We start from the raw sequence: 25,931 nt of genomic DNA on the forward strand, positions 1-25,931 counted from the left end.
CGACACCGATTGCCGGAGCAAGATCGGACACAAAATGTACTGAGTAGTTACAAAAAAATAACCGTCACGGGTATTCAACCTGCGACGGTTATTGCTTTGGGCTTTGGACAATCCCATTTTTATTCAGCCTTGCTCCTGAACTTCTTTCGGCTAAAGCCCATAAGACAAAGGAGTCCGGTTGCGAAGAGGAGCCAGGTGGAGGGTTCTGGAATGGGTGGAATTCCGCCATTCCCACCATTCCCAATTGACTCGTACGGAAGGAAGGTGACCACCGTGCCGTCAACATCAAGGCCGCCGCTCAAACAGCCGGAAAGGCTGTTCTGCTGCAACGTCACGGCACCATTATTCGCTAAGGCTCTACCGCATAAAACTGTAGAGACGGTGTTCAACGAGATACTTGTGTACGCGAGGATGTTTCCCTTAAATGTAGTGTTTACATCAATGGTCGCGGAGCTGCCGACATTCCAGAAGAGCCCGGCGCTTGAACCGGTATTGATCATGTTCACCACCGAGTTGGGCGAGGTGATCAGTGTTGACGGCATCTGGAAAACCCAGGCGGCGTTGGCATTGCCCTGGCCGTCGAGCGTCAGGGTCCCGGACAAATTGGTCGTTCCCGCGGGAACGGTATAGACGCCTGGAAAAAGTGTGAGTCCTGCCAGGTCCTCAGCCAAGAGGGTGCCTGTACCCAGAGAACCGAGATTGGTTATCGCGGTGGTGAGCTGGCCTTGAGCCAATTCCGCAAGCGCGGTGCCCGCGTGGACATTCCCACTTGTCACCTGCGGGTCCGACACCGCAACGCCGGGTTCAGAGATAAAACCCGTAATCGCATTCGCCCCTCCACTCGACCAGACACCCACACTTCCGACGATGGTGCTCGTGGGGACATTGGTCACCGTCGAGGCGCCCAGCACCGAAAAGCTCGCCAAATCATCACCCAGTATCGGCAGGGCCAATCCCGGGGAGGGGGAGAAAAGCGCGGTGAATGCAGCAATTGCTATGATCAATACTAATTTGGGTTTCATTCCGAACCTCCTTTCAATTGATGTTGATGAGAATTCCCTTTTGGTTGCCCTGGCATGACAACGAGAGAAACATGGAACGCTATGTACTGAGCAATAACCCGGCCAAGGCATGACCGTAATTGCGAACTTGAAAAGTAGTTGCTTGAAAATAAACAATTTATCTTGTTGATCAACAGATCGGAATCAATGGTGAACGAAACCTGTCAATGCAGCAGACGATCCATTGTAAAACTTCCTGACACCAGTGACCAAGCGCGTAAATAAAAAAGTTGTATCATGCTAAATGTTTGTGTTTTTCAGCAACAGAAACAGTGTAAAGAATATCGACAACCACCGGTCGGAGTGGATTACGGATCAAGTCCTGAAGGGACGACGTCAGCAGTTGAAACTGCCACATGTCGTCCCTTCAGGACTTGAAATCGTTGTGCATTGTATACCGGTGGTTGAAACCACCGGCTCTACGACGCATCCCCTTCAGGGAGTTGGAATATGCAACGATTGCCGGAGTAAGAGCTGGCACAAATTTCAAGAATCCCGTTGGGATCTCAGAGCAAATAACAGTCCGGAACGCATAGTGAGTAATCCAGGATATGCGGATGATTGCAAAATCTGGATTCGCTTTTTCAAGGGTGATGCCGATGGTGTGCGAGTCCCCTCAGGCCGCTGCATGCCTGCCAAAATAAGAACGCTCCCTGAAAATCTGAAATCCTGCAAAGCCGGATGCGGAACCAGGAAAAAATCCCGCGTCGACCATGTCCTGTTGGGCAGTCTCTCCTAATAGTTTTAAATTACTCATTAAAAAATAAATAGTCGCGACGGATGCCTTGGCATGCATCTTGAAGAAATGACGACGACTCATGGTTCTTTCCGAAGCAAGGCGCGCCTCCTGGAGACGGTTGCATCAAGAAGCTGCTGGTCTTGCCCAGAGGCACGCTGGGACTTCCTCCGTCATCAGGGAACCGCAAACCGCGACTCAAGGCCATGATGCTTCATACCCCAAAAACCTTCTCGTCCATCCGTCCCCAGGATCGGCTCGCCATGCTCTACAGCGGGCCGGATGATCTGCTCAGGAACAACCGCGCCCACTGGCTCGGAATGGTCCAAAGACGGGCCAAGTGTCTCTGCGTCATGGACCCGGATTCAACACGCCACGCCTCTTTTCGGGGCGTGATCACGGAACTTGAGGGGCAGGGACTGCGTCCCGATCAGATCACGTTCATTGATTCCGGCGGTTTTCTGCGCAACGGCAAGCTGTCCCTCTCCCTGCTGTTCAGTCGCCTGGAACAGGAACGTCGCGAGGCCGCGGATCAAGGATACGAGGTCTGCGACATCAGCGTGGACATGGTCGGGTTGCAGGTGGATCTGTCCTGTTTACGTCCATTCCTGAAGGACATCACCAGCAAATTCCAGGAAAAGCAGCACAGTCCGGTGCTGCTGCAATTTCCCCAAGAGGGGTTGCCCCTGGACGCCTTCAATACCCTGTTGCGGGTTTGCATTTTCGTGGTCCTTGAAGGACGTATCCGACACAATTTTTGCCGACTTCACTGGTCGGGCGTTTCCGCGGAATCCCAGGGGGTCGGCGAGCTGCTGCAAGGCATCGAACAATGGAATAGTGTGTTCGACCAGAATGCCGCCCTCTTTGTCCTGCTGGAACAGCATGGCCCGGCCTTTTGCGTCATTGACGGCCAAGACGAGATGATCCACTGGAATTCCGCCTTTGCCGCGTTGACGGGCCTTGAAATTGGCGGAAACGGAACGCGGTTTCCCCTCACTTCCGTGGTCCGTTTCCATGGCGACATCAGCACGGCGTCCATGTTTCCAGATCAGCAGGGGGGCACGGCGTCCGGGGAAATCGTGGCCCTGAGCGGGGCGACCATGCCGGTGTCCCTGACGGTGCTTCACATTCCGGGTGCCCTTGGCAGTGATACCCTGGTCAGGCTGCTGGTGGTCCAGGAAAGGCGATTGAAGCCATGCGAACCGGATGCGTCCGGCCAAGTCCATGATCATTACCAGCGTATTTTTGAGTTGTCCGGACGCGGACTTGCCAAGATCGCCGCGGATGGACGCATCTTCTTTGTGAATAAAGCGTTGGCGGATATCCTGGGCTCTTCGCCCGAAGCGGTTACGCAGGCCCAAGGTATGACATGGTGGCAGGAAAACTGTCTTGCTCCCATTCAATATCTCGATCTTTTCCGAGAGATTCGTGAACACGGGGCGGTTGACAGGTTTGAACTCGAGGTCCGGTCCGGCCAGGGAGAACCCCGCCAACTGCTCCTGGACGCATACACCGTCGAGAATCAGGCTGAGTGCGATTACGCCTTCATCGCAGTATTCGAGGACATCACGGAGCGAAAAAAAATGGAAAGGCAACTCCTGCATCAGGCCTTTCATGACCAGCTCACCGGTCTGCCCAACAAGGCGTTGTTCATGGACAGGATCGAGATGGCCCTGCAGCAGCTTAAACGCAGTCACGATGCGTTGTTTGCCCTGGCCTTTCTGGATATCGACAACTTCAAGCACATCAATGACACCTTCGGCCATGTTGCTGGCGACACGTTGCTTGTCGAGGTGGCTCGGAAAATCATGAAATGCGTGCGCGAAGTGGATACGGTATCCAGGTTCGGCGGAGACGAGTTCGTCATCCTGCTGGAGGATATTCTGGATGAAAAAGAGGCCATGCACATCCTTCATCGGATTCAGGAGGAACTGGCCGACCCGACACTGATCAACGACCAGCACGAATTTGTCTGCACCGTCAGTACGGGATTGGTTCTGTCTTCGGGGTATGCATCCTCCTCCGAGATGTTGCGAGATGCGGATCTGGCCATGTACAACGCCAAAATCCAGAAAAAAGGTTCGATCCACCTGCAGAGGTTCTCCAATCAACCGTTGTCCAACGGTCGAGACGACCTCCGGCACGACCTTCCCGGGGCCATGGACCGGGGCGAGTTCTGTTTGCACTACCAGCCTATCTTCCAGGTCAGCAGCAAGAGGATCAACGGCTTCGAGGCCCTGATCCGCTGGGAACACCCTCGCCGGGGCCTGTTATATCCAGCTGATTTCGTTTCTCTTGTCGAACAAGACGGCCAGATCATCCCCCTGACCCGACTGGTGCTTCACAAGGCCTGCGCGCGGATGCACTCCTGGCAAAACAGACATGCCGGTCACCCGCTGCTGTCCATCTGCGTCAACCTGTCCATGAAGCGAATCACCTTTCCGGGCATTATGCACTGCATCGAGTCCGCGCTTGAAGTTTCGAGCCTGGATGAACGAAGCTTGGTGCTGGATTTTCCGAGCAAGGACATGACGCATTTCCAGAATACCGGCGAACTGCTTCTGCGTTTGAAGGAACAGGACGTTCAATTGAGTATTGACGACGTCGGCACGGGTCAGTCCTTGTTCCGTCAATTAGGGGGCTTTTCCTTGCTGCCCGTCGATAATGTGAAACTCGAGAGGTCCGTGATCACAAGTCTGAGCGAACATAGCACGAGCAAGGATATTGTCTGGACCACCATTACGTTGGCCCATGGCCTGGGAATAGAAGTCACCGCCAAGGGGGTGGAAACTCCAGACCAGTTGAAACTGCTGGCCGAAATGGGGTGTGATTATGCTCAAGGCTACCTGTTTTCCAGGCCGATGGCGGATGAAACCGCGGACGAATTTCTGGCGTGCTGCATCCAGGATCAAGCCCGTGAACGCGATTTACAAGATCGTAGGCCTGCCTTTTCACGGGATGCAAGGCCACTGTCGCGGGGGGAATATTTCATGGCGGGCAGAGCCGCGAAAGGACAGTGATTAAGCGGGGGCGGCGGGCGGGATCCGGATGGTTTTTGATAGGAGCATAACGAGTTTTCGAAGAGTCCCTGTAACTACTCAGCACAGAGTAATTCTGTTGCCGGGGTCGGAATCGGAATCGGGATCGGGATCGAAAACGCTGGGATGCGTTCTAAATTCCTCCTGTTTCGATTCCGACTCCGATAGCGACCCCGACTCCGATTGCCGGAGCAAGAGCGGACACACAAAATGCTGAGTAGATACAAAAGAAAAATCATGACCCAAGACGATACCTATCCACGACTGCTCGCCCAACTGCGCACCGCCCCGAAGACCTGGCTGGTCACGGGAGTGGCCGGTTTCATCGGATCCAATCTGCTGGAGGCGCTTTTGAAGCTGGACCAGCACGTGGTCGGTCTGGACAATTTCTCCACCGGCCACCAGAGGAATCTGGATGAGGTCCGGGAGTTGGTGGGTGCCGACCAATGGGCCAGGTTCCAGTTTCACGAAGCGGACGTTCGCGACCTGGAGTCTTGTCGGCATGCCATGTGCGGCGTGGACTACGTTCTGCATCAGGCCGCCCTGGGCAGCGTGCCGCGGTCCCTGGAAGATCCCGGAGAGGCCAACTCGAACAACATCACCGGACACCTGAACATGCTCCTGGCGGCAAGGGACAACATGGTCAAACGATTCGTCTACGCCGCCTCCAGCTCGACGTATGGCGATCATCCGGGCCTTCCCAAGCATGAAGACGCCATCGGCAGACCCTTGTCTCCCTATGCCGTGACCAAATACGTCAACGAACTCTACGCGGAAGTTTTCGCCTCCTGCTATGGCTTCAAGTGCATCGGCTTGAGGTATTTCAATATTTTCGGTCCACGCCAGGATCCGAACGGCGCGTACGCCGCGGTGATTCCCAGATGGTTTGCCGCCCTGCTTCAGGGGGACGTGCCATTCATCAACGGCGACGGCGAGACCAGCCGGGATTTCTGCTATATCGAAAACACGATTCAGGCCAACATCCTGGCCGCGGGCGCGACCAGGGAGCAGGCTGTGAACCAGGTCTACAACGTGGCATTTGGTCAGCGGACCACCCTGAATGAGCTCTTCACGCACATTCGGGATTTGGTGGCCACTGAAAATCCCGCCATCTCCGCCGTAAAACCACGTTACCAGGATTTCCGAGCCGGGGACGTCCGCCACTCCCTGGCCGATATCGGCAAGGCTCAAAACCTTCTCGGCTACCGCCCGGGCTATTCCGTCCATGACGGCCTCACCTTGGCCGGGCAATGGTATATGCACCAGATGGGATGATCTCGAAATTGCCGCGCAAGACCGGGGATCGGCGGGTGATCCGTCAGGGGAATTTGTATGGAATCCATCGACAATGCTGCATTGATGCACGAACGCCGACGAACCATCCGGATTCGGCGTTCAGCCTTGCTCAAGACGAACCTGGACGACATAGACCGGCCTGCCATCAAGGTCGCGGAAATTCGTGATGAATGGCGTCAGTCCTTTGCCCTTGTTTACAAGGAATATCTTGAGCAGGGATACATCAAACAAGCTCACCCATCCAAACTCTCATACACTGTTTATAATTTTTTGCCTTCCACTTGTGTTTTCATTTTCAAAAGCTATCTGAGCGTCATCTCCACCCTGACGCAGATTTTCGACAGCCCTGAATTCGGTCTGCCCATGGATATTTTGTACCACGACGAACTGAACACGTTGCGTGATCAAGGCCGTATCGTCACGGAACTCTCCGCCCTGGCGACACCAAAGGAAGCGCGTTGGTGCAACCTGATGGTCTATCTGTGCAAGACCATGTTCGAATACTCCAAATTGAGCAAGGTCAATGATATCTGTATCATGGTCAACCCAAAACATGTCAGATTCTATAAGGCCATATTTCTTTTTGAAGATTTTGGTGAAGAAAAATATTATGAAACCGTAGGTGCTCCAGCAGTCGCCTTGCGGATAAATTATGACAGTATAGAAGGAAAGTTGAATCAAGCTTATGGAGATTTAGATTTCGAGACAAATCTTTATGCATTCTTTTGCAAGGTAAACAGCACGATGGAGGAAATTGAAGGCGACAATATCTGTCCAACAAAGCGAAAGCCAATGGACTATGAGGATTTCCTGTACTTCTTGAACATCAGAAAGGAAATTTTTCATGAACTCAATGCGTTACAGATAGCATCTCTGCAATATCATTATCCGGATATCAAAACTCACATAAACAATTTGACGCCTACCCCATGATTATCCAAGATCAACAGGAACACGCTCTTGAACGGAGAAGAACCATCCGCCTCCGGCGTTCATCGCTGCTCAAGGTCAATCTGGAAAAAATTGATCGACCAAGCATCAAGCTCGCCGAGGAACAAGATGATTTTGAACAATCCTTCGCCCTGGTGCATGAGGAGTATGTCAATGCAGGCTATGTGCATGCGGACGGTTCCGTTTCGTTGCATTATAATATTTTTTCACTTCTGCCCCAAACAACGACGTTCCTGTTTCGCGAATACCGTAGGGTCATTTCCACGGTGACTCAAATAGGGGACAGCACATTTTTCGGCTTGCCCATGGACGCCTTGTACGGGGCGGAATTGAACAGGTTGCGCTCCAGGAAAAGAAGGATTGCCGAGATATCCAGCCTGGCAACGCATTCCAGCAACCGCTGGGAGTATTTTTTTGTTTATCTTTCCCGGGCCATCCTGCGCTATTCCATGTACACCGGGGTCAACGACCTGTGCATCATGGTCAATCCCAAGCACGTCTCGTTTTACAAGACCTTATTTCTCTTTGAAGACTTTGGACCGGAACGGTTTTATGCCGAGGTCAACGCTCCCGCCGTGGCCCTGCGCCTGAATCTGGACTTGATCGGGCAACGATCCCGGCAAGCCTATGCCAACTTCGCCTTCGAAAGCAATCTTCACTCCTTTTTTTGTGATGAATCAGGCAAATACGCGGAAATCGTTTTCAACACATGCGTTCCCCTCAGAAAACCGATGTCCGAGGAGACGTTCGCTTTTTTTATCAGACTGAGAACTGACATTTTGGAGATACTGGATGGAAGGCAGGCAAAATTTCTTAGTTCTTTTTATCCCGGGTTGCGAGACCTCATCACCGCCGATGTCCGGGCAAATATGCAGTGAGGCAGGACAATTTTGTTATCTGTAAATAATACCGATACAGTAGATGCCTGGGGTCAGCGTGTTCCCAGGGAGAGCGCCAACATCAATCGAAATCGCTATCGAAATCGAAATCGAAATCGAAAAATATATCAGAAATCGCTTTCGATTTCGATACCGAACCGGTAGAGCGTGAGAAGCATCGAGAACAAAATTACCCTGTGCAGTAAGGCGGTTGGACGAGTATGATAAACAGAGTGATTGTAGCCACCTTCCTTCTCTATTTCACTCTGCCCGTGATCACCTGGAGCACCGACCAAACTGTTCCCTCAGGCCGCGAGGTGGCGCAACAGGTCCATGATCGAGATCTCGGGCAAGACTCCCAAAGCCAGGTGCTCATGGAGTTGATCAGTGCCGGCGGTCAGAGAAGAGTGCGGGAAATGACCGTCCTCGCCAAGGCGGACGGCCCGATCCGAAAAACAATCATGCGTTTCACCTCGCCGGCGGATATCAACGGAACCGGCTTTCTTTCCATTGAGGACGGTCAGGGCGGGACCGAGCAGTTTCTCTTCCTGCCGGCCCTGAACCGGACCCGGCGCATCGCAACGACACAGAAAAACCGGAGCTTCGTGAATACGGACTTCACCTATGAAGACATGGAGCGTCGCCCGGTGGACGACTTCGAATATCTCATCGCCGGAGTCGCGAATCTTAGCGGGGTCGAAACATGGATCCTTGAAAGTCGACCAAAACCGGAAACACAATCCCAGTACGGTTTGGTCCGGCTGTGGATTGCCCAAGACTTAAGCGTACCCCTGAAAATTGATTATTTTGACGACCGCGATCAGCACATCAAGCAGTATCGAGTCTTGCAGCTTGAGAATATCCAGGGAATCTGGACAGAGACCAAAGTGATCATGGAGGACCTCCCCTCGGGACACAGCACCACGCTGGAAACCAGGGACATCCGGTACGACCTGGGTTTGTCGGACAATTTGTTTACACAGCTGAACCTGGAGAATTGGTAATTCAACGGTAACTACTCAGCACAGAGTAATTCTGTTGCCGGGGTCGGAATCGGAATCGGGATCGGGATCGAAAACGATGGGATGCGTTCAAAATTCTTCCTGTTTCGATTCCGACTCCGATAGCGAAGCGCCGACCCCGACACCGATTGCCGGAGCAAGATCGGACACAAAATGTACTGAGTAGTTACAGTCAACGTTGCTTTATGGAAGCTCCGCGAGAGTGTGGCAGGAGGCATTGTCAAAATGGTGGGACAGGCATCTTGCCTGTCCGTGCAGGCAGGATGCCTGCACCACCAAATTCAGGGAGATATCCGAGAAACATATGCCGAAATTTCGCCGCGGACCGCTCATCCTGCTGGCCGTGCTCTTTTTCCACCATCTGTGTTCGGCGTCGGCCCTTTCAGCGGCCGGGGCCGATGCCCTTTTGGCGTCCACTGCGCAGGGCGACGCGCGCGAAGTGCTGATCTTTTCTGAGCCATCTGAACCATCTGGGCCGGGCGAGCGGACTCCTGCTGGGAACGATTCCCGAGTCTGGCCAAAAGCCTTTGACCTGAGCGGCTTCATGGAGTTGAAAACCGCCCTGGATACCCAGCGATCCGATACTTTTGAACATGATCGCATGCTGCGTCATCGCATCCGCCTGGAAGGGAGATGGACGCCTGGGCGGCACCTTTCCGAGAGGGCGGGCCGGCCCTCTGAATCCTCCCTGTTTTTCCTGGCTTCCCTACAGTCCGACTATCTCTGGTTTGGGCCGGACAACACAACCGAGGACTACGATCTGGATCTGTTTGAGGGCTTCATGCACTGGGCCAAAGCTCCCTGGGAAGTCCGCCTGGGGCGGCAACGGGTGCGGTGGGGCAAGACCGATGAGATCAGTCCGGTGGATAATCTCAACCCGCAAGATCTCCGGGAGTTTCTCCTGCCGCCGAGAGAGGACCGCAAAATACCCAATTGGATGGCCAGAGTCCGCTTCTTTCCGGACTGGTTCACCGTGGAAGGCGTGTATGTGCCGTTTTTCGAATCGTCCAGGCTGGACTATTTCGACACGGATTGGGCCATGTTCCGGCATCTCAAAGAGGACGCCCGGAGTTCCAACCTGCCCGAGCCCATGTCGGAGTATCTTTCCGCGCTCTCGGTCAATGAAAATACGCCTTCGCGCCGGGCGACCAATGGAGACTGGGGCGCTCGCGTTTCCAAAAGCATCAGCGGATGGGACCTGGCCGCAAGCTATTTGTATGCTTGGGAAAAAATTCCGCACATCAGCAGTTTTCCCGTGAAGGGGTTGCATGTGGAAGGGGGGCTCTCCCCTGAATCCATCACAACGGCTGCGCGCAATGCATGGTTGACGCGGGAAAATATCGAGGTGGTCTTCAAACGTTCCCACACCCTGGGGTTGGAATTTGAAACAACGCTGGACCAGTTTGGTTTTCGGGGCGAGGCCGCATACTCTGCCCGCCGCTCCCTTCTGACCGACAGTCTTGTCTCCACGAGCAAGCCCGTGCTGCATTACGTCCTGGGCGTCGACCACCTGGGGGAGCAGGACTGGTATGTGAACGTCCAGTTTGGACATCAGGTTGTTTTTGGTCATGACTCGACGATCCTGTTTCAGGGGCGCAATGAGTATTCCATCAACGGCGAATTAAACAAGGAATTCCAGCGTGGAAATCTGAAGGCCGTGCTCCGCTATCATTACGGCATCACTGATCAAAGTTTTTTTGTGAACCCGCACGTGATCCTGCGCTTTATCAAGAACTGGGAATTCACCCTGGGCCTTGATCTCCTCGGCGGACCAGGAGACACGATTCCAGGACAGTACCGGGACAATGATCAGGTCTACATACTGGCCAGGTTTTTTTTCTAACAGTCCGTTGAAAAACTCCCAATTGCTGCGTCGCCGCCAAGTTTAGGGATATGGCTGTTACTGAAGTACCGTTTGTGAATTGGGTGGTGCAGGCATCCTGCCTGCACGAACAGGCAAGATGCCTGTCCCACCACCATTTGACATGCCTCCTGCCCACTCTCGCGGAGCATAAAGCGCGTGAACGATCATGAACCGTATACCAACCCTGGTCACCCGGCATCCCTTTATTTCCCTGATTCTTTCCCTGCTTTTCGTCGCGCCGTTTCTGGCTCATCTTCCCCATGTCCAAACCGTGGACAATGTGGACTATTTTACCCTTGAGGATGATCCGGACGTCGCATTTTACGACTCCATCAAGGCAACCTTTGGCGAGGATGAGTTCTTTGTCGTCGCCTTCACCCATCCTGATCTGTTCACCCCCCCCTTTCTGACGCTGATCGTCGCGCTCACGGACCAACTGGGCTCCATTCCGGAAGTTCGGGAGGTCCAGAGTCTGGCCAATGTGGACTTCATCCATGGTGAGCAGGACTATTTTGAAGTGCGTCCATTTCTGGAGCGCATTCCCGAAGACCCGGTTGAACTGGAGACCCTTCGTCGTCAGGCCCTGGAGACCCCGCTGTATGTGGGCAATCTCATCTCCGAAGACGGACGGACCACGGCCATTGCCGTGTTTCCCCAGCTCAGTGATACAGGTGACGGCAGCTTTCGCAAGCGGATTTTGGAGCACACAACCGTCATCCTGGAAGAGCACCGCGACCTGGTGGATGAATTCCATCTGGCCGGCTGGACCGTGACCAATTTCAGCCTCAGCCGGTACATGAAGGCCGACGTGGCCGTGTTCATCCCGGTGACCTACCTGTTTATCACCCTGACCATCTGGCTGGTCTTTCGCAACCTGCGGCTGACCCTGCTGGCCCTGGCCAACATTTCCGTCTGCACCGGCGCGACCATGGGCATGTTCTCCGTGCTGGGCATCACCCTGAACAACGTGACCACCATCGTCCCGCCCCTGGTCATGGCCCTGGCCCTTGGCGACACCGTGCATATTTTCTCCAACCTGAAGACCAGCGTGCTGCGCCGGAGTCCCGACCCGGCCCGGGCCTTGGAGAGCGTCCTGGCCAAGGTGATCATGCCCTGCTTTCTGACCAGCCTGACCACCGCCGTGGGCTTCTTCTCCCTCTCGGTCAGCCATGTTCCGCCCATCAAGGAATTCGCCTACGTGGCCGCGGCGGGCATGGTGTTCAAGTTTATTTTCTCTTTCCTGCTGCTGCCTCCCTTGCTCCTGCTCTGTAAACCGGAATCCATATATTTCGGACAGGATCGAGAGCGGCGTTTCGGCCCGGCGCTACGCCGACTCGTGAACGCGGTCCAGGGCTATCCCCGGAGCATATCGATGATCGTCGCCTTGCTGGTTGTCGGCTCCGTCTGGGCGGGGTCCACGATTCAGGTGGAAACCAACCTTTTGGAATACTTCAAGTATTCCAGCCCCATCCGCCAAAGCCTGGATTTTGTGGAAACTCGGCTCAGCGGCGTGGGCACCGTGGATGTCTCCCTGAAATCCCGGGACACGGAAGCCTTCTTGAACCCGAGGAATCTGGTCGTGATCGAGACCATCCAACATTTTGCCGAGACCCTGCCCCATGTGGATAAAACCATGTCCTTCGTGGATTTTCTGAAGGACATGAACAAGGCCTTTCATGACGAGGATGCCACGTTCCATGTCATCCCGTATAGCCGGGAGCTTGTCGCCCAGTACCTGTTGCTCTATGATTCCGATGATATCGATGATTTTGTCACGATGGAGTATGACCATGCCCGCATTCTGATCCGCATATCCGAACACGGCTCCTCCGGCCAAGCCGTCTTCATTGATGCCCTGCGGAAGTTCATCGACATGATGGACCGTCAGGATCTGGAAATCCGGGTCACGGGCCGCGCGGTCCAGGATGTAAACATCATCGACGCCCTGGTCTGGGGGCAGATTCACAGCCTGGCCATTGCCGCGGCCGTGATCAGCCTGATCATGTTTCTCGCCCTGCGCTCGGTGCGTATCGGCGCCTTGAGCCTGATCCCGAACATTTTCCCGCTGGTGATCAATTTCGGGATCATGGGCGCTCTGGGTATTCCCCTGAACACGTCCACGGCCCTGATTTCCGTGGTGGCCCTGGGCATCGCCGTGGATGATACCATCCATTTTCTGACGGAATACAACCGTCGACGCGCGGACCGGATGTCCATCCCGGACGCTTTGCGCGAGGCCACTCTGGAAAAAGGCGCGGCCCTTTGCGCGACCTCAATGATCCTGGTGATCGGATTTGGCGTGCTGCTGTTCAGCAATTTCGTGCCGACCATCAGCTTCGGCGGCCTGAGCGCGGTGGTCATGGTCACGGCGCTTGTCGGGGATCTGGTCGTCCTGCCGGCGATAATGCTGGCGTTTCATCGAGGGAGGGCCGAGGATGGGATGGGCGTTCGGGTATGACATGATCAGAGCAACTATGCGGATCGACTAAAAACAAGGAAGCATTATGGACCGTGAAGCACTGACAACCACGTTGCAGTCTCTGGGCATCAACTCGGCGCAGACCTACCGTGAATCGGCCTTTTCCAGAAACATCGGCCTGTTTTCCCCGGGCGAGCAGGAACGGCTGGCCCAGGTTCGGGCAGCCATCCCGGGCATGGGCGGAGTGGGGGGGGGGCACCTGATCAATCTCGTGCGCACGGGCTTTGGCCGGTTCCATCTGGCCGACTTTGACCACTTTGAACCGGTCAACGTGAACCGCCAGTATGGCGCGGCTGTTCCTTCCTTCGGCCGCCCCAAGCTGGAGGTGTTGGCTTCGGAAGCACTGGCCATCAATCCGTTTCTGGACCTCAAGCTGTTCGACAAGGGATTGACCCTGGACAACCTGGAAGCGTTCCTGACCGGGGTGGACGTGGTCCTGGACGGCCTGGACTTCTTCCAGTTCGAGATCCGCCGGGCCCTGTTCAACACGGCTCGGGCCATGGGCATTCCCGTGATCACGGCCGGTCCTTTGGGCTACAGCTCGGCCCTGCTGATTTTTTCCCCCCTAGGCATGAGCTTTGACGAGTATTTCGACGTGCAGGACAGCCTGCCCGCGCAAGAAAAATATCTGCGCTTTGCCATGGGCTTGGCGCCCAGTCCGACGCACATCGCCTATATGGATTTGTCGCGAGTGGACCTTGAGGGCGGAAAAGGCCCGTCCCTGAACATCGCCTGCCAACTGTGCTCCGCCCTGGCCGCCACCGAAGCCGTACGCATCGCTCTGGGCAAGCCGGAGTTGAAGCCGGCACCGCATTTCGTGCAGTTTGATCCATACCGCCAAACACTGCGCAAGGGGCGGCTGATCATGGGCAATCGTTCCCCGTTCCAACGCGCCAAGATCCTGTACGTGCGTCACGTTCTGCAAGCCACCCAGCGGGCCAGGCCGGTGGTTCCGAAGCGCCCGGCCATGCCCGGCACGGCCGGGGAACTCCCCGTCGATGCCCTGACCTATCTGATCCGGGCCGGAATCCAAGCCCCGTCAGGGGACAACGCCCAGCCCTGGAAATTTTCCCGAACCACCGACGCCATTGATGTGTATTTGAATCCCCAGGCTGACGAATCCTTTTTCAACATCCGCCAGACAGCCTCCGTCATCGCTTGCGGAGCAGCCGTCGAGAACATCAGGCTGGCTGCCGGCTCCCTTGGTCTGGAGTCGGCCATCGACCTGCTTCCGCCATCTGAAAACGACAACCTGATGGCCACCATCCGCCTTTCCCCCGGCGCTTGTCAGTCGAACAGGGTGGCGGACCCGCTGTCGAATCCACTTACAGACCAGATCTGGAACCGCTGCACGAATCGCCGTCCCTATCGCAAGGATGTCCTGCCGGACTGGCTGCAGGCCGATCTTCAACAACGCATCCAGGACATACCCGGAGCACGTCTGCATTTGCTGACCACGCGCCCGCTGATCAGGCGAGTGGCCAGGATGGTCTATCTGGCGGACCGGATTCGAACGGAGCACCAGGGACTGCACGAGCATTTCACGTCCATGGTCCGTTTCGCCGCCGACGAGGCGCGGCGGTCCGGTGACGGCCTGCCCTTGAAAAACCTGGAAGCCGGATGGACCGGGGAACTCTTTCTTCGTCTGACCAAGCCGTGGCCGGTCATGCGCGCCGTGAACCGCATCGGTCTGGGCCGGATGGTGGCCATGCACTCGGCCCAGGCCATCCTGGCCAGCGGGGCCGTGGGCATGGTGGTGGTTTCCGGCATGGAAAGGAGAGATTTTTTGCAAGGCGGCCAGGCGTTGCAACGCATCTGGCTGGCTCTTGAGCATCACGGTCTGCGGATGCAGCCCATGACCGCGCTCACCTTGTTCCATCTGCGCTGGAAGTGGGATGGGCCGGGGAGTTTTTCAGACACGCATCAGAGGTTGCTGGAACAGGTCTGGCAAGCAATTCCAGGCGTGTTCCCGGATGTGGATTTCCAGAGGCAAGGACTGTGCATGCTTTTTCGGACCGGCTACGGTCCGGGAATACGTCATCGCACCCCGCGCAAGGATGTGGGGGATTTTCTGATCAAGTAGTGATGGGTATGCCACAAAATAATAAACGGCCTGAGCGTTGGTTCGCTCAGGCCGTTTATTATTGTGCGTAGCACTTGCCGGGACGAACTGTCAGCTCTTGCGGAGCTTCCCGCGGCCGATGGCGGCCAAGCCCAGGAGGCCGACGCCGAGCAGGAGGATCGTGCCGGGTTCGGGGACGACATTCACCCGGTACTGACCATTGGCGCTGACGACCAGGTCGAAGGAGGGGGTCGGGTTGGCTGGATTAAAAGGTCTATTGTAGTAGTTCGCCATCTGGTTCGCGAAATCACCGACGATTTCATTCACTACTGTCGTTGTTGGGTTGGCGATCCAGGAAGCGTTCGTGGTGCCGAAACCGATGAACCAGGAGATGGGATCGGTAAGCGACAGATCGTTCATGTTGCTGTCGAACCAGTAGCCCGGGGTCAACCCGGTGGATGAGAGCAGCGTGGTGATCTGGCCGTTCGGGATACCCGCCGCGTCGATGCTTCCAGTTCCGCCAACAACTTCGAACGTGCCGATCAACGTGCCGACATTGGCGCCGTAGATGCCGTTGGTCGTGGCGAATTGAGGCGTGCTGTTGACATAAATGTCCAAATAACCGCCTGGATCGAAGGAGAATGATCCATCCAGAGCAAACGTGCCGGTTGCATAAAAAACGGAAGTCACTTCGTATCCCAGGTACCCAAGGTCCGTGGCGGCAAAACTCGCACCGCCATCATGCTCGTTGGCCTTAAATGCGCCCCACTCTTGAAAGGTGCCGCCGGTCGGGCTTGTAAATGTGCTCTGGATGTAGGCCGGACCGACAATGTCCAGAAATTCGTTGATCTGTACCGCTGGCAAGGGGCCTGCGCCGTCCAGGTCAAGATACCAGTTGCTCAAAAAAGCCGATGCCGTTCCAGGAATAAGGAACAGGGCCAAAAACAGGCCGAGGATAGTGCTGGTGATTGACTTTCTAAGGCTTCGCATTGTGCTTCCTCCGACGTTTACAGTGTGCATGCGGGAACTCTCCCCGGACGATAGAGGTTTAGCAAATGGCGTACCATGATGTAATATGTTTGTTTGTATCGTTATTTTGTGTTGCTTTCTGGCAGGTGTAAAATTCTTCGACATAGGTCCGAAGGAGTATCCATACAAATATGGTCGTCAATGCCGCACCAAGGCGTAAACGAAACTGAATACCCCACGGCTTTTTCGATGGCCGAAACGTCGAAAATACGGGACGGATTTTAAGATCATGCATGGCTGCGCGTGGCTGTGAAGCGAACATACAATCATGCACTCACTCCAATCAGAGGTGTACTGGAAAATGTCCGCACGCGTGATTCTCCTTGTCCAATAATATTACACTTGCCGAAAAAATAAATATTTAGCCCATAATTCTATATAGTTACTCTTCGGCACGCGAATTGCTTGTTCTGTTTCAAACTGCAGGGTTGCGCGCATCCAATAGGTCATGTCGGTCATGCTGTGTGTCGGGGACATTATTCAGTCCTTGAGAGCTTTTAACCATAGAGGAGTTTGGAAATGAGAAAATTATTCTTACTGCTGGCGAGCTTCGTGCTGCTGTCGTTTGGCGGCACTGCTCATGCACTCGTTGTCACCTGGGACTACACCCTTACAGGTCTATTTATCAATGCACAACTGGTCGACGGAACGCCTCTGCCCGACGGAACAACTTTAGAATGGGGCGGTGGTTCCAACCAGAGCAGTCTGGTAATGGCTCCGTCAGTAATCAATGACTCAGTTGATACGTTTGTTGGTGGAGGAAACATTCCCAGTACGTATTGGGCTGAATCCATTGACCTGACGCATAACAACTTCGTGGTTCAACCTCCGTCCCTTGATTTCACCACATTGCAAATGTCGGTTCTCTTGAAACCCCAGGTTCCGGATCTACCCGCTCTGCCGGAGCAAACGTTCACGTTCTTCATTGATTTCCTGGAGACTCCCAATGATTACGGAGATATTAGAGATTGGGACATTTTCGCCCTTCTGGACGGTTTCCCGAATTTTAATTTCCAGTATGACGCCGGAGACGCGGACGGCCTGCAAACCTATTACGTCAACGTATTTCCCAGCACAGGTGGCGTGCTGAGCGGGCTCCAGGATCCCCATGCGTCAATGGTGGGAGTGCCGGTTGGGACGCTGGGCTTTATAACTCCGGAAAATGAATCCACTACCCTTGGATTCTCATTTACGATTTCCACCCGGCCGTTTGATACCAATCCCGTTCCCGAACCATCCACGGTAATGCTTCTCGGAGTCGGATTGCTCGCGCTTGCGGGCGTTATCCGGAAAAAAATGAACAAGTAATCACGTCGTTCAACGGATGCTTCAAAGGCAGGGCCAGCAATGGCCCTGCCTTTCCTTTTAGGGCGCCTCTTCAGGGCTTTGAAGAATATCACCCTGAATCCCAGGGCGTTGCCCTGGGCTGCCATATTTCGCCCTTTCAGGGCTTGCTCTTCAGCCCCAACGGGGCGGTTACGATAGCCCCCAGGGCAACGCCCTGGGACTCTGGTATCCCGGCATAAAAATAGCATCCCATGGTTTCATGGAAAACAAAGCCTGGCCGCGGATACTGCCCTTTGCCCTGTTCATGGCCGTAATCGGTCTGGAAGAGAGTCTGCGCTTTATGGACGGCAGGGGGTGGGTGGTCCTCGGTGATGCGATGTTTGCGCTGCTTTACCCGCTTAAACCCCTGGCCGCCCTGGTTGCTCTGATCCTGCTGCGCCGGGTCTACACGGAACTGCGCTGGGCGGACTTGAAGGAACCCGGATCGACCTTGATCAGTATCGTCGTGGGGTTGGTGGTCTTTGTTCTCTGGATCAACATGGACTGGTCCTTGGAGTCGCTTCCCGCCCCTCCAGGCTATGATCCCTCCATTTTCTCCCATGATACCATGCGGCTGACCATGATCCTGATCCGGGTGGCCAGCGCCGTGCTGGTGGTCCCGGTGATGGAGGAGCTTTTCTGGCGTTCATTCCTGCTGCGCTACATCATCAACCCGGAGTTTTTCAAAGTGCCCCTGGGCACGTTCACACTCTCCTCGTTCCTGATCTGTGCCGTGCTCTTCGGCCTGGCCCACCACTTCATCCTGGCCGGAATCATGGCCGCCATGGCCTACTCCTGGCTGCTCTACAGAACCAAAAGCCTGGCCCAGGCCATTCTGGCCCACGGCGTGACCAACCTGGCTCTGGCCGCGTACGTGCTTCAGACCGGGCGGTGGTATTTCTGGTGATCTGATTCCCCACAGGATCCAATCTCCCCAGTCCACCTTTCTCGGATTGCCGTTTTCCTCAACGCTTCCCCTCCGTTCCGTCCTTTTTCAAGCCTCTTGGACCGTCCGCCTTCTCTGGATCGTGGCTGTCCCGGTCGCACGACCCGGACTATGATCAATATAAATTGTTAGTATAAATTCAACAGATTGAAGGTAAAATTATGGTCCGGCGACTTCGGCATGTTTCTTGATAAGCCGTGGTGTGGAAGTGGAAGAACGGTCGCGCCATGCTCAACCGCGGACCGCAAATGAACCCCAGATTTTAGGAGGGTGCGCCCTTGTCAAACAAAGCCATATTAATCCTGATGGTCCTGATTCTGTTCATCGCCTCGGCCTGCGGCGCAGGCACCAAGGAGGAGCTCTACGCGGAAGGCATGAAGCTGATGGAACAGGCCAACTATAGCGGAGCCATCGTGGCCTTTCGCAATGCCCTTGAGAAAGATCAGAACTACACGGACGCCCGCTATCAAATGGCCAAGGCCTACCTGGAACTGGGGAGGTTCGATCAGGCCGAGCAGGAACTCCGCAAGGTCCAGCTCCAGAACCCGAATCATCCCGGCATCACCCTGGATATGGCGCGGATATACATGCATACGGACAGACTGGATCAGGCCGACGCCGAGGCTGGAAAATACCTTCAGGCCCAGCCTTTGTCCGCGGAGGCGCTGGTCATTCTGGGTGAGATTCAAGGCCGACTCGGTGAGCTGGACCTGGCCAGGGAAAGCTATCAACAGGCTCTGCGACTTCAACCGGGCAGCATCCCGGCGCATCTTGGAATGGCCAAGATTCATCTGTTCCAGAATCAACCGGAGCAAGCCAAACAAGAGCTGGAGATCGTTCTGGCAGCAGAACCGGACAACCTTGAAGCGCTGTACGTCCGTGTCGAATTGCTGCGCAACGATCATGATCCTGATCTGCTGTTGGAGACGTATGAAAAGATCACGCGGATCAATCCGCAAGATGTCAACGCATTTTATCAACAAGGCATTCTTCTGCTGGACAAGGACGAGATCGGCAAAGCAGATGAAATTGCAAAAACGATGGAGCGGAAATTTCCCCGTCGGCCCGAAGGATTCCGGCTCAGCGGTCTGAAATATTTCAAGGAACAGAATTATCCGGAAGCGATGGTCTCCCTGCAGCAGGCCAAGCGTATCCTGCCGACCTTGGACACCAATTTTTATCTGGGCCTGAGTCTGCATCAAATGGGTGATCTGGAAAGCGCTCTGAGCCAGTTCCGGACCATCCTGGACCGAAACCCGGATTCCATCGAGGCCAGATTGATGACGGCCATGATCCTGATGCAGCAGCATCGTCTTGACCTAGCCCAGGCGGAAGCGGAGCAAATCATCACCCGTGATCAGCAGAACGCCATGGCTCACAACATCCTGGGCAGCGTGCTGATGGCCCAGGGCGACCATGAACAGGGCATGCAGGCCTTGAACAGGGCCACGCAACTCAATCCGCGGCTGGCCGACGCCTTTTTCAAACAGGGTATTTTTCAGTTGGGTACGGGGCGGGGCCAGGAAGCTGCTTTAAACTTCGATGCCGCCATCAAGCTTGCGCCGGAGCAGACCACCGTGCGCCTGCTCCAGTTCGCCAATCTGATGCAGCAGGGCCAGATGGACGAGGCCTATGCGACGATGGAGCAGGGAATGAGCGGAACGGCGGGTGACGCACTGATGTTGAACAATATGGCCGCAGTCCGTTTTGCCCAGAACAAGCCCGAAGAAGGCCTGGGACTGCTCGCGAAAGCCAAGGAAAGCAATCCGGCGTATGTCTCGGCCTATTTCAACACGGCCGCCTATTATCAGGCCCGGGGGGAGCTGGAGCGTGCGCTGTCGGAATACCAGGCCTTGTTGTCCCACGAGCCGGACAACCTGAGAGGCCTGCTTTCGGCCGCCGGGATTTCCGTTGCTCTCGGCAAAGACAATTTGGCGGATGAGTATTTTGCCGCGGCCCGGCGGAGCAATCAGCCCCTGGCTTTTTTGGCATCAGCTGAATACCGCCTGCGCAAAGGACAACCCGAACAGGCCAAAGACATCCTGGATCAAGGCATTGCCGCCACGGACGATCACCTGGCGCTGAAGGAATCCAAGGGACGCATTCTGATGGCCCAGAAGCAGTATGATCAAGCCATTGCCCTGTTTGAAGACATTAAGACCGTCCAGGCGGAAAGCGGCATGCAGTTGCTGGTGGGAGCCCATTTGCAGAAAGGGGATGTCCAGCGTGCCATTGAACAATGCCGGGAACTGATCGCCCTCCGTCCAGACTCAGCCCGTGGCCATCTGCTCCTGGCCTCCATTTTTGAAACGGTTCACGACCTGGAGCAGGCCGACGAGCATATTCAAGCCGCGATGCAGGCCGAGCCGGAAAGTGCCCAGGCGTACTTCAGGCTTGGAAACCTTCAGGCCCGCCGGGGCGAGATGGACCAGGCCATGCAAACCTTCGACCAGGCCCTGGCAGTCGATCCGAATTTCATTCCGGCCATTTTCGCCCAGGGCAACCTGCTGGAAGCCCAAAGCGAGATTCCCCAGGCCATGGAACAGTATCAACGCATTTTGCGGATCAATGCCAATTATGTCCCAGCCTTGAACAATCTGGCCTACCTTGCCCTCAAGGGGCACGGCGGCAGCAACGAAGAGGCCCTGCAAATGGCGGCCCTGGCCTTTCGCCAGGAACAGAACAATCCCGGCGTACTGGACACCCTGGGACTGGCGTTGCTCAAGAACGACCGGGCCGAGGAGGGGCGTCGCATCCTGGAGCGAGCCGTGGAATTGCTGCCGGATCACCCCACGGTGCGGTTTCATATGGCCATGGCCTACAAGATGACAGGAGAACCGGAAAAGGCCTTGGAGCAACTGAACAAGGCTCTGGCCAGCGAGAATTTTCCCGAACTTCAGGAAGCCCGGGAAATGAAGCGGGAGCTTGAGGGCGGCAGCTCGTAACCACAGGCGCGGAGGAGCAGCAATGAACAGATTTCACATCACCCTTTCCGCGGGCGACCTGGCATTGGCGTTTGTCGCCATACACGCGGGCTTGGTGCTCCGTTTCGGTGAAGTCGTCCAGGAAAAGGCACTGGCCACTCCGGAGCAAGTCGGAGCCTTTGTACTGATCATGCTTCTCTCGTCCATTTTCGTGGAAATGTACAGCCAGCCCCAAGAGGCCACGGCACGGACACTGGCCACGCGAGTCGTGATCGGGTTGACGCTCTCCTTTTTTCTGCTCTCCGCCCTATATTATGTTCTGCCGGCGACCAAGTACGGCCGCGGCGTGCTGTTCATGGCCCTGGGGATTTTCGGCGTTCTTCAGTATTGCTGGCATCTGCTCCTCAAGCGTTTGGATTCCGTGCCCGGACTGGCCAAGCGGGTGCTCATCGTGGGTACGGGGCCGCTGGCCAAGCAGATGGGCGCCCTCGTGGGTTGCAACAGCCAGGAATATGTCCTGGCCGGTTACTACAACCTGGAATGCGAATCCGTGGATATCCCCCGCGAAGAAATCGTGCCCAACGGGCATGGTCTCTTCGATCTGGTGAAACAGCTCAAACCGCACCAGGTCGTGGTCTCCCTGGCCCAGCGTCGCGGCACGTCTCCCCTGCAGGACATGCTCAGTTGCAAGATCAGCGGAGTGGAAGTGATGGACGCTCCCTCATTCTACGAACAGGTCACGGGCAAGCTGCTCCTGGAGAACATCACCCCGAGCTGGTTCATCTTTTCCAGCGGCTTTCGGATCAACTTCCTGACCCGGATCGTCAAACGCATCCTGGACGTGGTCAGCGCCACCCTCGGCTTGATCCTGACCATGCCTCTTTTCCCAATCGTGGTCATGCTGATCAAGCTGGATTCCCCCGGTCCGGTGCTGTTTCGTCAAGTTCGTGTTGGCCAGAACGACCGGGAGTTCACGCTTTTCAAGTTCCGGAGCATGCGCCAGGACGCGGAAGAGGCCAGCGGCGCCGTCTGGGCGCAGCAGGATGACCCGCGGATTACCCGACTGGGACATTTCCTGCGCAAGACGCGCATTGATGAAATCCCACAATTGTTCAACGTGCTTCTTGGAGACATGAGTCTGGTCGGCCCCCGTCCGGAACGTCCGGAATTCGTGGCCAAACTGAAGTCCTTGATCCCCTATTACTCCGAGCGGCACTATGTGAAACCCGGAGTCACCGGCTGGGCCCAGGTCCGCTACCCTTACGGATCTTCCGTGGAAGACGCCGTTGAAAAGCTGCGTTTCGACATGTACTACGTTAAAAATATCAGCATCCTCTTTGACTTGCGTATCATGGTGCGCACCATAGGCGTGGTTTTGTTTCGTGAAGGAGGTCGATAGTGGAATTTATGAAGAAAAATATGTTGTTCAGGAAACTTTGTATTCCCATGCTCAAGAATTCATGTTTACGAATGGTTTCAAGAGATCGGACTTCGTATCACTCAAAAGTTCAGTATTTTCAGTGGTACGCATTCAAAACAAAATGTCACGCGGTATTGTCAAAGGAGCAAGTGATGAAGCGTATTATCATGGCTTTCCTGTTATTCAGTCTTATTGCAATTCAAGCCAACGCGGCTGACTATGTGATCGGGGAAGGGGACGTCCTGCAAATTTCAGTATGGGATGAACCAAAGCTGAGTGTTTCATCCACGGTCAGGCCGGATGGAAAGATTACAATACCCGGTCTTGGTGATGTTGTAGCCAGCGGAAATACCCCAGGAGAGCTGCAAAAGTCTCTGGAAGAGAAAATGCAGGCCCTGGTTCGCAACCCCATCGTCACGGTTTCCGTGCAGAACATTACCAACAGCAGGGTTTTCTTTTTCGGGGGCGGGCTGGAAATCGGTGCTCAGGACCTGTTGCGTCAGACAACGCTGCTCCAGAAGCTGAGCACCGTCGGCAACCTGCAAGGTGCTGATCTTCGCGCTGCCTACGTGATGCGCGACGGACAGATCATCAAGCAGGATTTTCACGCATTGATCGTGGACGGCGATTTACGTGAAGACATTCAGCTCAGAAACAACGACGTCATCTTTGTTCCGCCGTTGCGGGAGCCGAATGTTTACGTTCTCGGCGCTGTCGGGGAGCCGAAATTCATTCCCTTCCGTGAGGGTTTGACAGTGATGGAGGCCATACTGCAGGCTGGCGGCTTTACCCCGTTTGCCCGCGAGAATCGCACCGTCGTTGTTCGCAAAAAGGGTGAAGAGGAAGTCTCTATTCCTGTTCGCGGGAAGGATCTGTTGCAGGGAGACACGGCCCAGAACATCCAGCTTCAGCCCGGGGACTACGTGATCGTCCACGAGGGGCTGTTCTAGTTGTCCGTTGAAAACCAATGCGTCACCCCGGCGAAGGCCGGGGTTCAGAAACTCTTGAAAAAAAAGGATTCCGACTTTAGTCGGATGACTACGAAAACGGCATTTACAGCTATACGATGAATGAAATTTAACACAATTTCGGCGACAGATAGTCAGCATGCCACATTTTCACTTCGCAACGTTCTTCACCATGTCTCTTGGAGTATTTCATGTCCGCGTTTCAGTCTGATCATGACATTAAAAAATATCTTCAACTGGCTTACAGACGACGATTTTTGATTATCTTCGTCACGATCTTCATCACCTTTCTGGCCATCCTGTTCAGCCTTGCAAAGACCAATCAGTATCAAGCCAGCAGTACGGTCTTCATCGAGGAAAACGTCATGGCCAGCCTGATGAAGGGAATCGCCGTGACGCCATCCATGGATGCCAAGATTCGGGTACTCACCACGGCCATGGAAAGCAGAACCATGATCCTGAATGTTCTCCGAGAATTGAATATGGATCTGCAGGTCAGCAACGATGCTAACCTCGAGGCGTTGATCAACGACGTGAGAAAATCCATGGGCATCCGCCTACGTGCCAGAGACGGCCTGTTCGTCGTTTCATTCACTCACAAGGAGCCTCGCGAGGCCCGCGACTTTGTGAACACCATAGTGCGCCGCTATATCGAAGAGAACCTCACGTCGAGTCGCCAGGATACCTATGATGCTTTCAGGTTTCTGGCCGAGCAGGGTGAAGTTCACAGGAAACGGTTGGAAGCGGCTGACGCGGCTGTCCTGGAATTTCGTATCCAAAAGGGGGATCTGCTGAACAGGGACCCAGGGCAATTGCTTCAAGAGATCGCCATGGCCGAGGACCGGCTTCAGGAATTGACCCTGCGTCGCTTCGAGCTGCTTTCCAGGGCTTCTTCGGAAGAAGCCCTGGCCTTTGACGGGCAGGGCAACTCCGTGCATGGCCGATTGAACCGACTGGATGCCCTGGAACGACGACTCGGCGATCTGTTGCTGCGCTACGGTCCGGCCTATCCGGAAGTTGTCCAGGTCAAGTCAGAAATACAATTGCTGGAGCAGATCATCAAGGATACGCCTGATAACGTCGCGGTTTCACAGCCCAGAGCTCGAGGAACAAGTGTCTTCAGTATCCAGGCCCAGGAGTTGCGAACCCAGGAAGAGCGCTTGCGGCGACTGATAACCTACAACACTGAACTTCTTCAGCAAATTCCCCTGGCGCAAGCAGAGTTCACGGAACTTGAACACAAGAGGTCCGAAGAGCAGCGCGTCCTGGAGCAGCTGATGAATCGTTACGGTCAGGCCGAAGTTTCCCGGCAGATGGAACTCCAGGATAAAACCACCTCTTATCGTATTGTCGACCCGGCCATCCTGCCCACCAAACCAGTGAGCCCCAACCGCCTGTTGCTCACATTCCTGGGGCTTTTCGGAGGACTGGGAGCTGGTATCGGGCTGACCCTCGGCCTGGATGTTCTGGATCGCTCCGTGCGTCATGTCGATAAACTCAAGGGCTTGGGGTTGCCTGTCCTGGCCGTGGTTCCTGAAATGCCCGATCCCGTTCGGGCGAGGCGTCAACGAATCAGAAATCTGGCGCTCTACCTCTTGGCCGGCCTGTTCATGAGCGTGATTGCCGGAGTCGTTCTTCTGGAGCTTCTGGACATTAACATCCTCTACAACTCCATGCAGAGCCTCATGCAACGCCCGGAAGCGGAACAGGTTCTCGGCTATCTGAAAAGAATATATTGGCAGATATTCTAGGCAGCCGAGAAATCCGTTCCGGGCACTCAATGCCGGAATGATTTTATCATTCCATTGAAAAACTCCCAATTGCTGCGTCGCCGCAAAAAGTTCAAACTCTCACGTATGAGTAAATACGCTTCGACCTTGAACTTTTTTTGCTCCTTGCGCTCGAGTTTTTTGAACGGATTGTCGGCCAAG

17 protein-coding genes are annotated in these 25,931 nt (G+C 55.0%); 14 read left to right on the forward strand and 3 right to left on the reverse strand.

Annotation, left to right across the window (positions count from 1 at the left end; translation table 11 throughout):
* Positions 1 to 119 precede the first annotated feature (119 nt).
* Together AC559A_RS09870 and AC559A_RS09875 are read right to left on the reverse strand one after the other, a co-directional pair.
* Positions 120 to 1,022, reverse strand: a complete 903-nt coding sequence (locus tag AC559A_RS09870) for an ice-binding family protein (protein WP_498817792.1) — start codon at positions 1,020 to 1,022, stop codon at positions 120 to 122.
* Between the two features lie 655 nt (positions 1,023 to 1,677).
* A complete protein-coding gene (locus AC559A_RS09875; RefSeq protein WP_498817793.1) occupies positions 1,678 to 1,881 on the reverse strand; it encodes a hypothetical protein in 204 nt (67 codons plus the stop codon).
* A 59-nt stretch (positions 1,882 to 1,940) separates the two neighbouring features.
* On the opposite strand from AC559A_RS09875, the gene AC559A_RS09880 reads away from it, so the two are divergent.
* From AC559A_RS09880 to AC559A_RS09915, 8 genes are all read left to right on the forward strand, one after another.
* Positions 1,941 to 4,817: a putative bifunctional diguanylate cyclase/phosphodiesterase gene (locus AC559A_RS09880; RefSeq protein ID WP_498817794.1), complete on the forward strand. Its 2,877-nt coding sequence runs from the start codon at positions 1,941 to 1,943 to the stop codon at positions 4,815 to 4,817.
* A 255-nt stretch (positions 4,818 to 5,072) separates the two neighbouring features.
* On the forward strand, positions 5,073 to 6,110 hold the full coding sequence (locus AC559A_RS09885) for an SDR family oxidoreductase (RefSeq protein WP_498817795.1): 1,038 nt from the start codon (positions 5,073 to 5,075) through the stop codon (positions 6,108 to 6,110).
* Between the two features lie 57 nt (positions 6,111 to 6,167).
* Positions 6,168 to 7,064, forward strand: a complete 897-nt coding sequence (locus AC559A_RS09890) for an N-acyl amino acid synthase FeeM domain-containing protein (protein ID WP_498817796.1) — start codon at positions 6,168 to 6,170, stop codon at positions 7,062 to 7,064.
* Positions 7,061 to 7,960, forward strand: coding sequence for an N-acyl amino acid synthase FeeM domain-containing protein (locus AC559A_RS09895; protein WP_498817797.1), 900 nt, complete (start codon positions 7,061 to 7,063; stop codon positions 7,958 to 7,960). Before AC559A_RS09890 ends, AC559A_RS09895 begins: the two co-directional genes overlap by 4 nt.
* 233 nt (positions 7,961 to 8,193) lie before the next feature.
* Positions 8,194 to 8,964, forward strand: coding sequence for an outer membrane lipoprotein-sorting protein (locus AC559A_RS09900; RefSeq protein WP_498817798.1), 771 nt, complete (start codon positions 8,194 to 8,196; stop codon positions 8,962 to 8,964).
* A 322-nt stretch (positions 8,965 to 9,286) separates the two neighbouring features.
* Positions 9,287 to 10,825 (forward strand): DUF1302 family protein, encoded by a 1,539-nt coding sequence (locus AC559A_RS09905; RefSeq protein ID WP_498817799.1) that lies wholly within the window; start codon positions 9,287 to 9,289, stop codon positions 10,823 to 10,825.
* A 187-nt stretch (positions 10,826 to 11,012) separates the two neighbouring features.
* On the forward strand, positions 11,013 to 13,304 hold the full coding sequence (locus AC559A_RS09910) for an efflux RND transporter permease subunit (protein ID WP_498817800.1): 2,292 nt from the start codon (positions 11,013 to 11,015) through the stop codon (positions 13,302 to 13,304).
* 46 nt (positions 13,305 to 13,350) lie between these two features.
* The gene (locus tag AC559A_RS09915) at positions 13,351 to 15,408 is read left to right on the forward strand and encodes a ThiF family adenylyltransferase (RefSeq protein ID WP_498817801.1); all 2,058 of its coding nucleotides are present in this window, start codon (positions 13,351 to 13,353) and stop codon (positions 15,406 to 15,408) included.
* Positions 15,409 to 15,498: 90 nt separating this feature from the next.
* Here AC559A_RS09915 and pepA read toward each other — a convergent pair whose 3' ends face one another.
* Complete coding sequence (pepA, locus tag AC559A_RS09920) at positions 15,499 to 16,377, reverse strand: flocculation-associated PEP-CTERM protein PepA (RefSeq protein WP_498817802.1); 879 nt, start codon at positions 16,375 to 16,377, stop codon at positions 15,499 to 15,501.
* Between the two features lie 558 nt (positions 16,378 to 16,935).
* Here pepA and AC559A_RS09925 point away from each other — a divergent pair.
* From AC559A_RS09925 to AC559A_RS09950, 6 genes are all read left to right on the forward strand, one after another.
* Positions 16,936 to 17,724, forward strand: coding sequence for a THxN family PEP-CTERM protein (locus AC559A_RS09925; protein WP_498817803.1), 789 nt, complete (start codon positions 16,936 to 16,938; stop codon positions 17,722 to 17,724).
* Between the two features lie 238 nt (positions 17,725 to 17,962).
* Positions 17,963 to 18,649 (forward strand): CAAX prenyl protease-related protein, encoded by a 687-nt coding sequence (locus tag AC559A_RS09930; RefSeq protein WP_498817804.1) that lies wholly within the window; start codon positions 17,963 to 17,965, stop codon positions 18,647 to 18,649.
* 317 nt (positions 18,650 to 18,966) lie between these two features.
* The gene (gene prsT / locus AC559A_RS09935; protein ID WP_498817805.1) at positions 18,967 to 21,633 is read left to right on the forward strand and encodes an XrtA/PEP-CTERM system TPR-repeat protein PrsT; all 2,667 of its coding nucleotides are present in this window, start codon (positions 18,967 to 18,969) and stop codon (positions 21,631 to 21,633) included.
* 22 nt (positions 21,634 to 21,655) lie between these two features.
* A complete protein-coding gene (locus AC559A_RS09940; RefSeq protein ID WP_498817806.1) occupies positions 21,656 to 23,011 on the forward strand; it encodes a TIGR03013 family XrtA/PEP-CTERM system glycosyltransferase in 1,356 nt (451 codons plus the stop codon).
* A 173-nt stretch (positions 23,012 to 23,184) separates the two neighbouring features.
* On the forward strand, positions 23,185 to 23,982 hold the full coding sequence (locus AC559A_RS09945; protein ID WP_498817807.1) for an XrtA/PEP-CTERM system exopolysaccharide export protein: 798 nt from the start codon (positions 23,185 to 23,187) through the stop codon (positions 23,980 to 23,982).
* Positions 23,983 to 24,191: 209 nt separating this feature from the next.
* Positions 24,192 to 25,751 carry an XrtA system polysaccharide chain length determinant gene (locus AC559A_RS09950; RefSeq protein ID WP_498817808.1) on the forward strand — a complete coding sequence of 520 codons (1,560 nt, stop codon included), beginning with the start codon at positions 24,192 to 24,194 and terminating at the stop codon, positions 25,749 to 25,751.
* Positions 25,752 to 25,931 lie beyond the last annotated feature (180 nt).

Source organism: Desulfonatronum zhilinae (assembly GCF_900182865.1).
Taxonomy (GTDB): domain Bacteria; phylum Desulfobacterota; class Desulfovibrionia; order Desulfovibrionales; family Desulfonatronaceae; genus Desulfonatronum; species Desulfonatronum lacustre.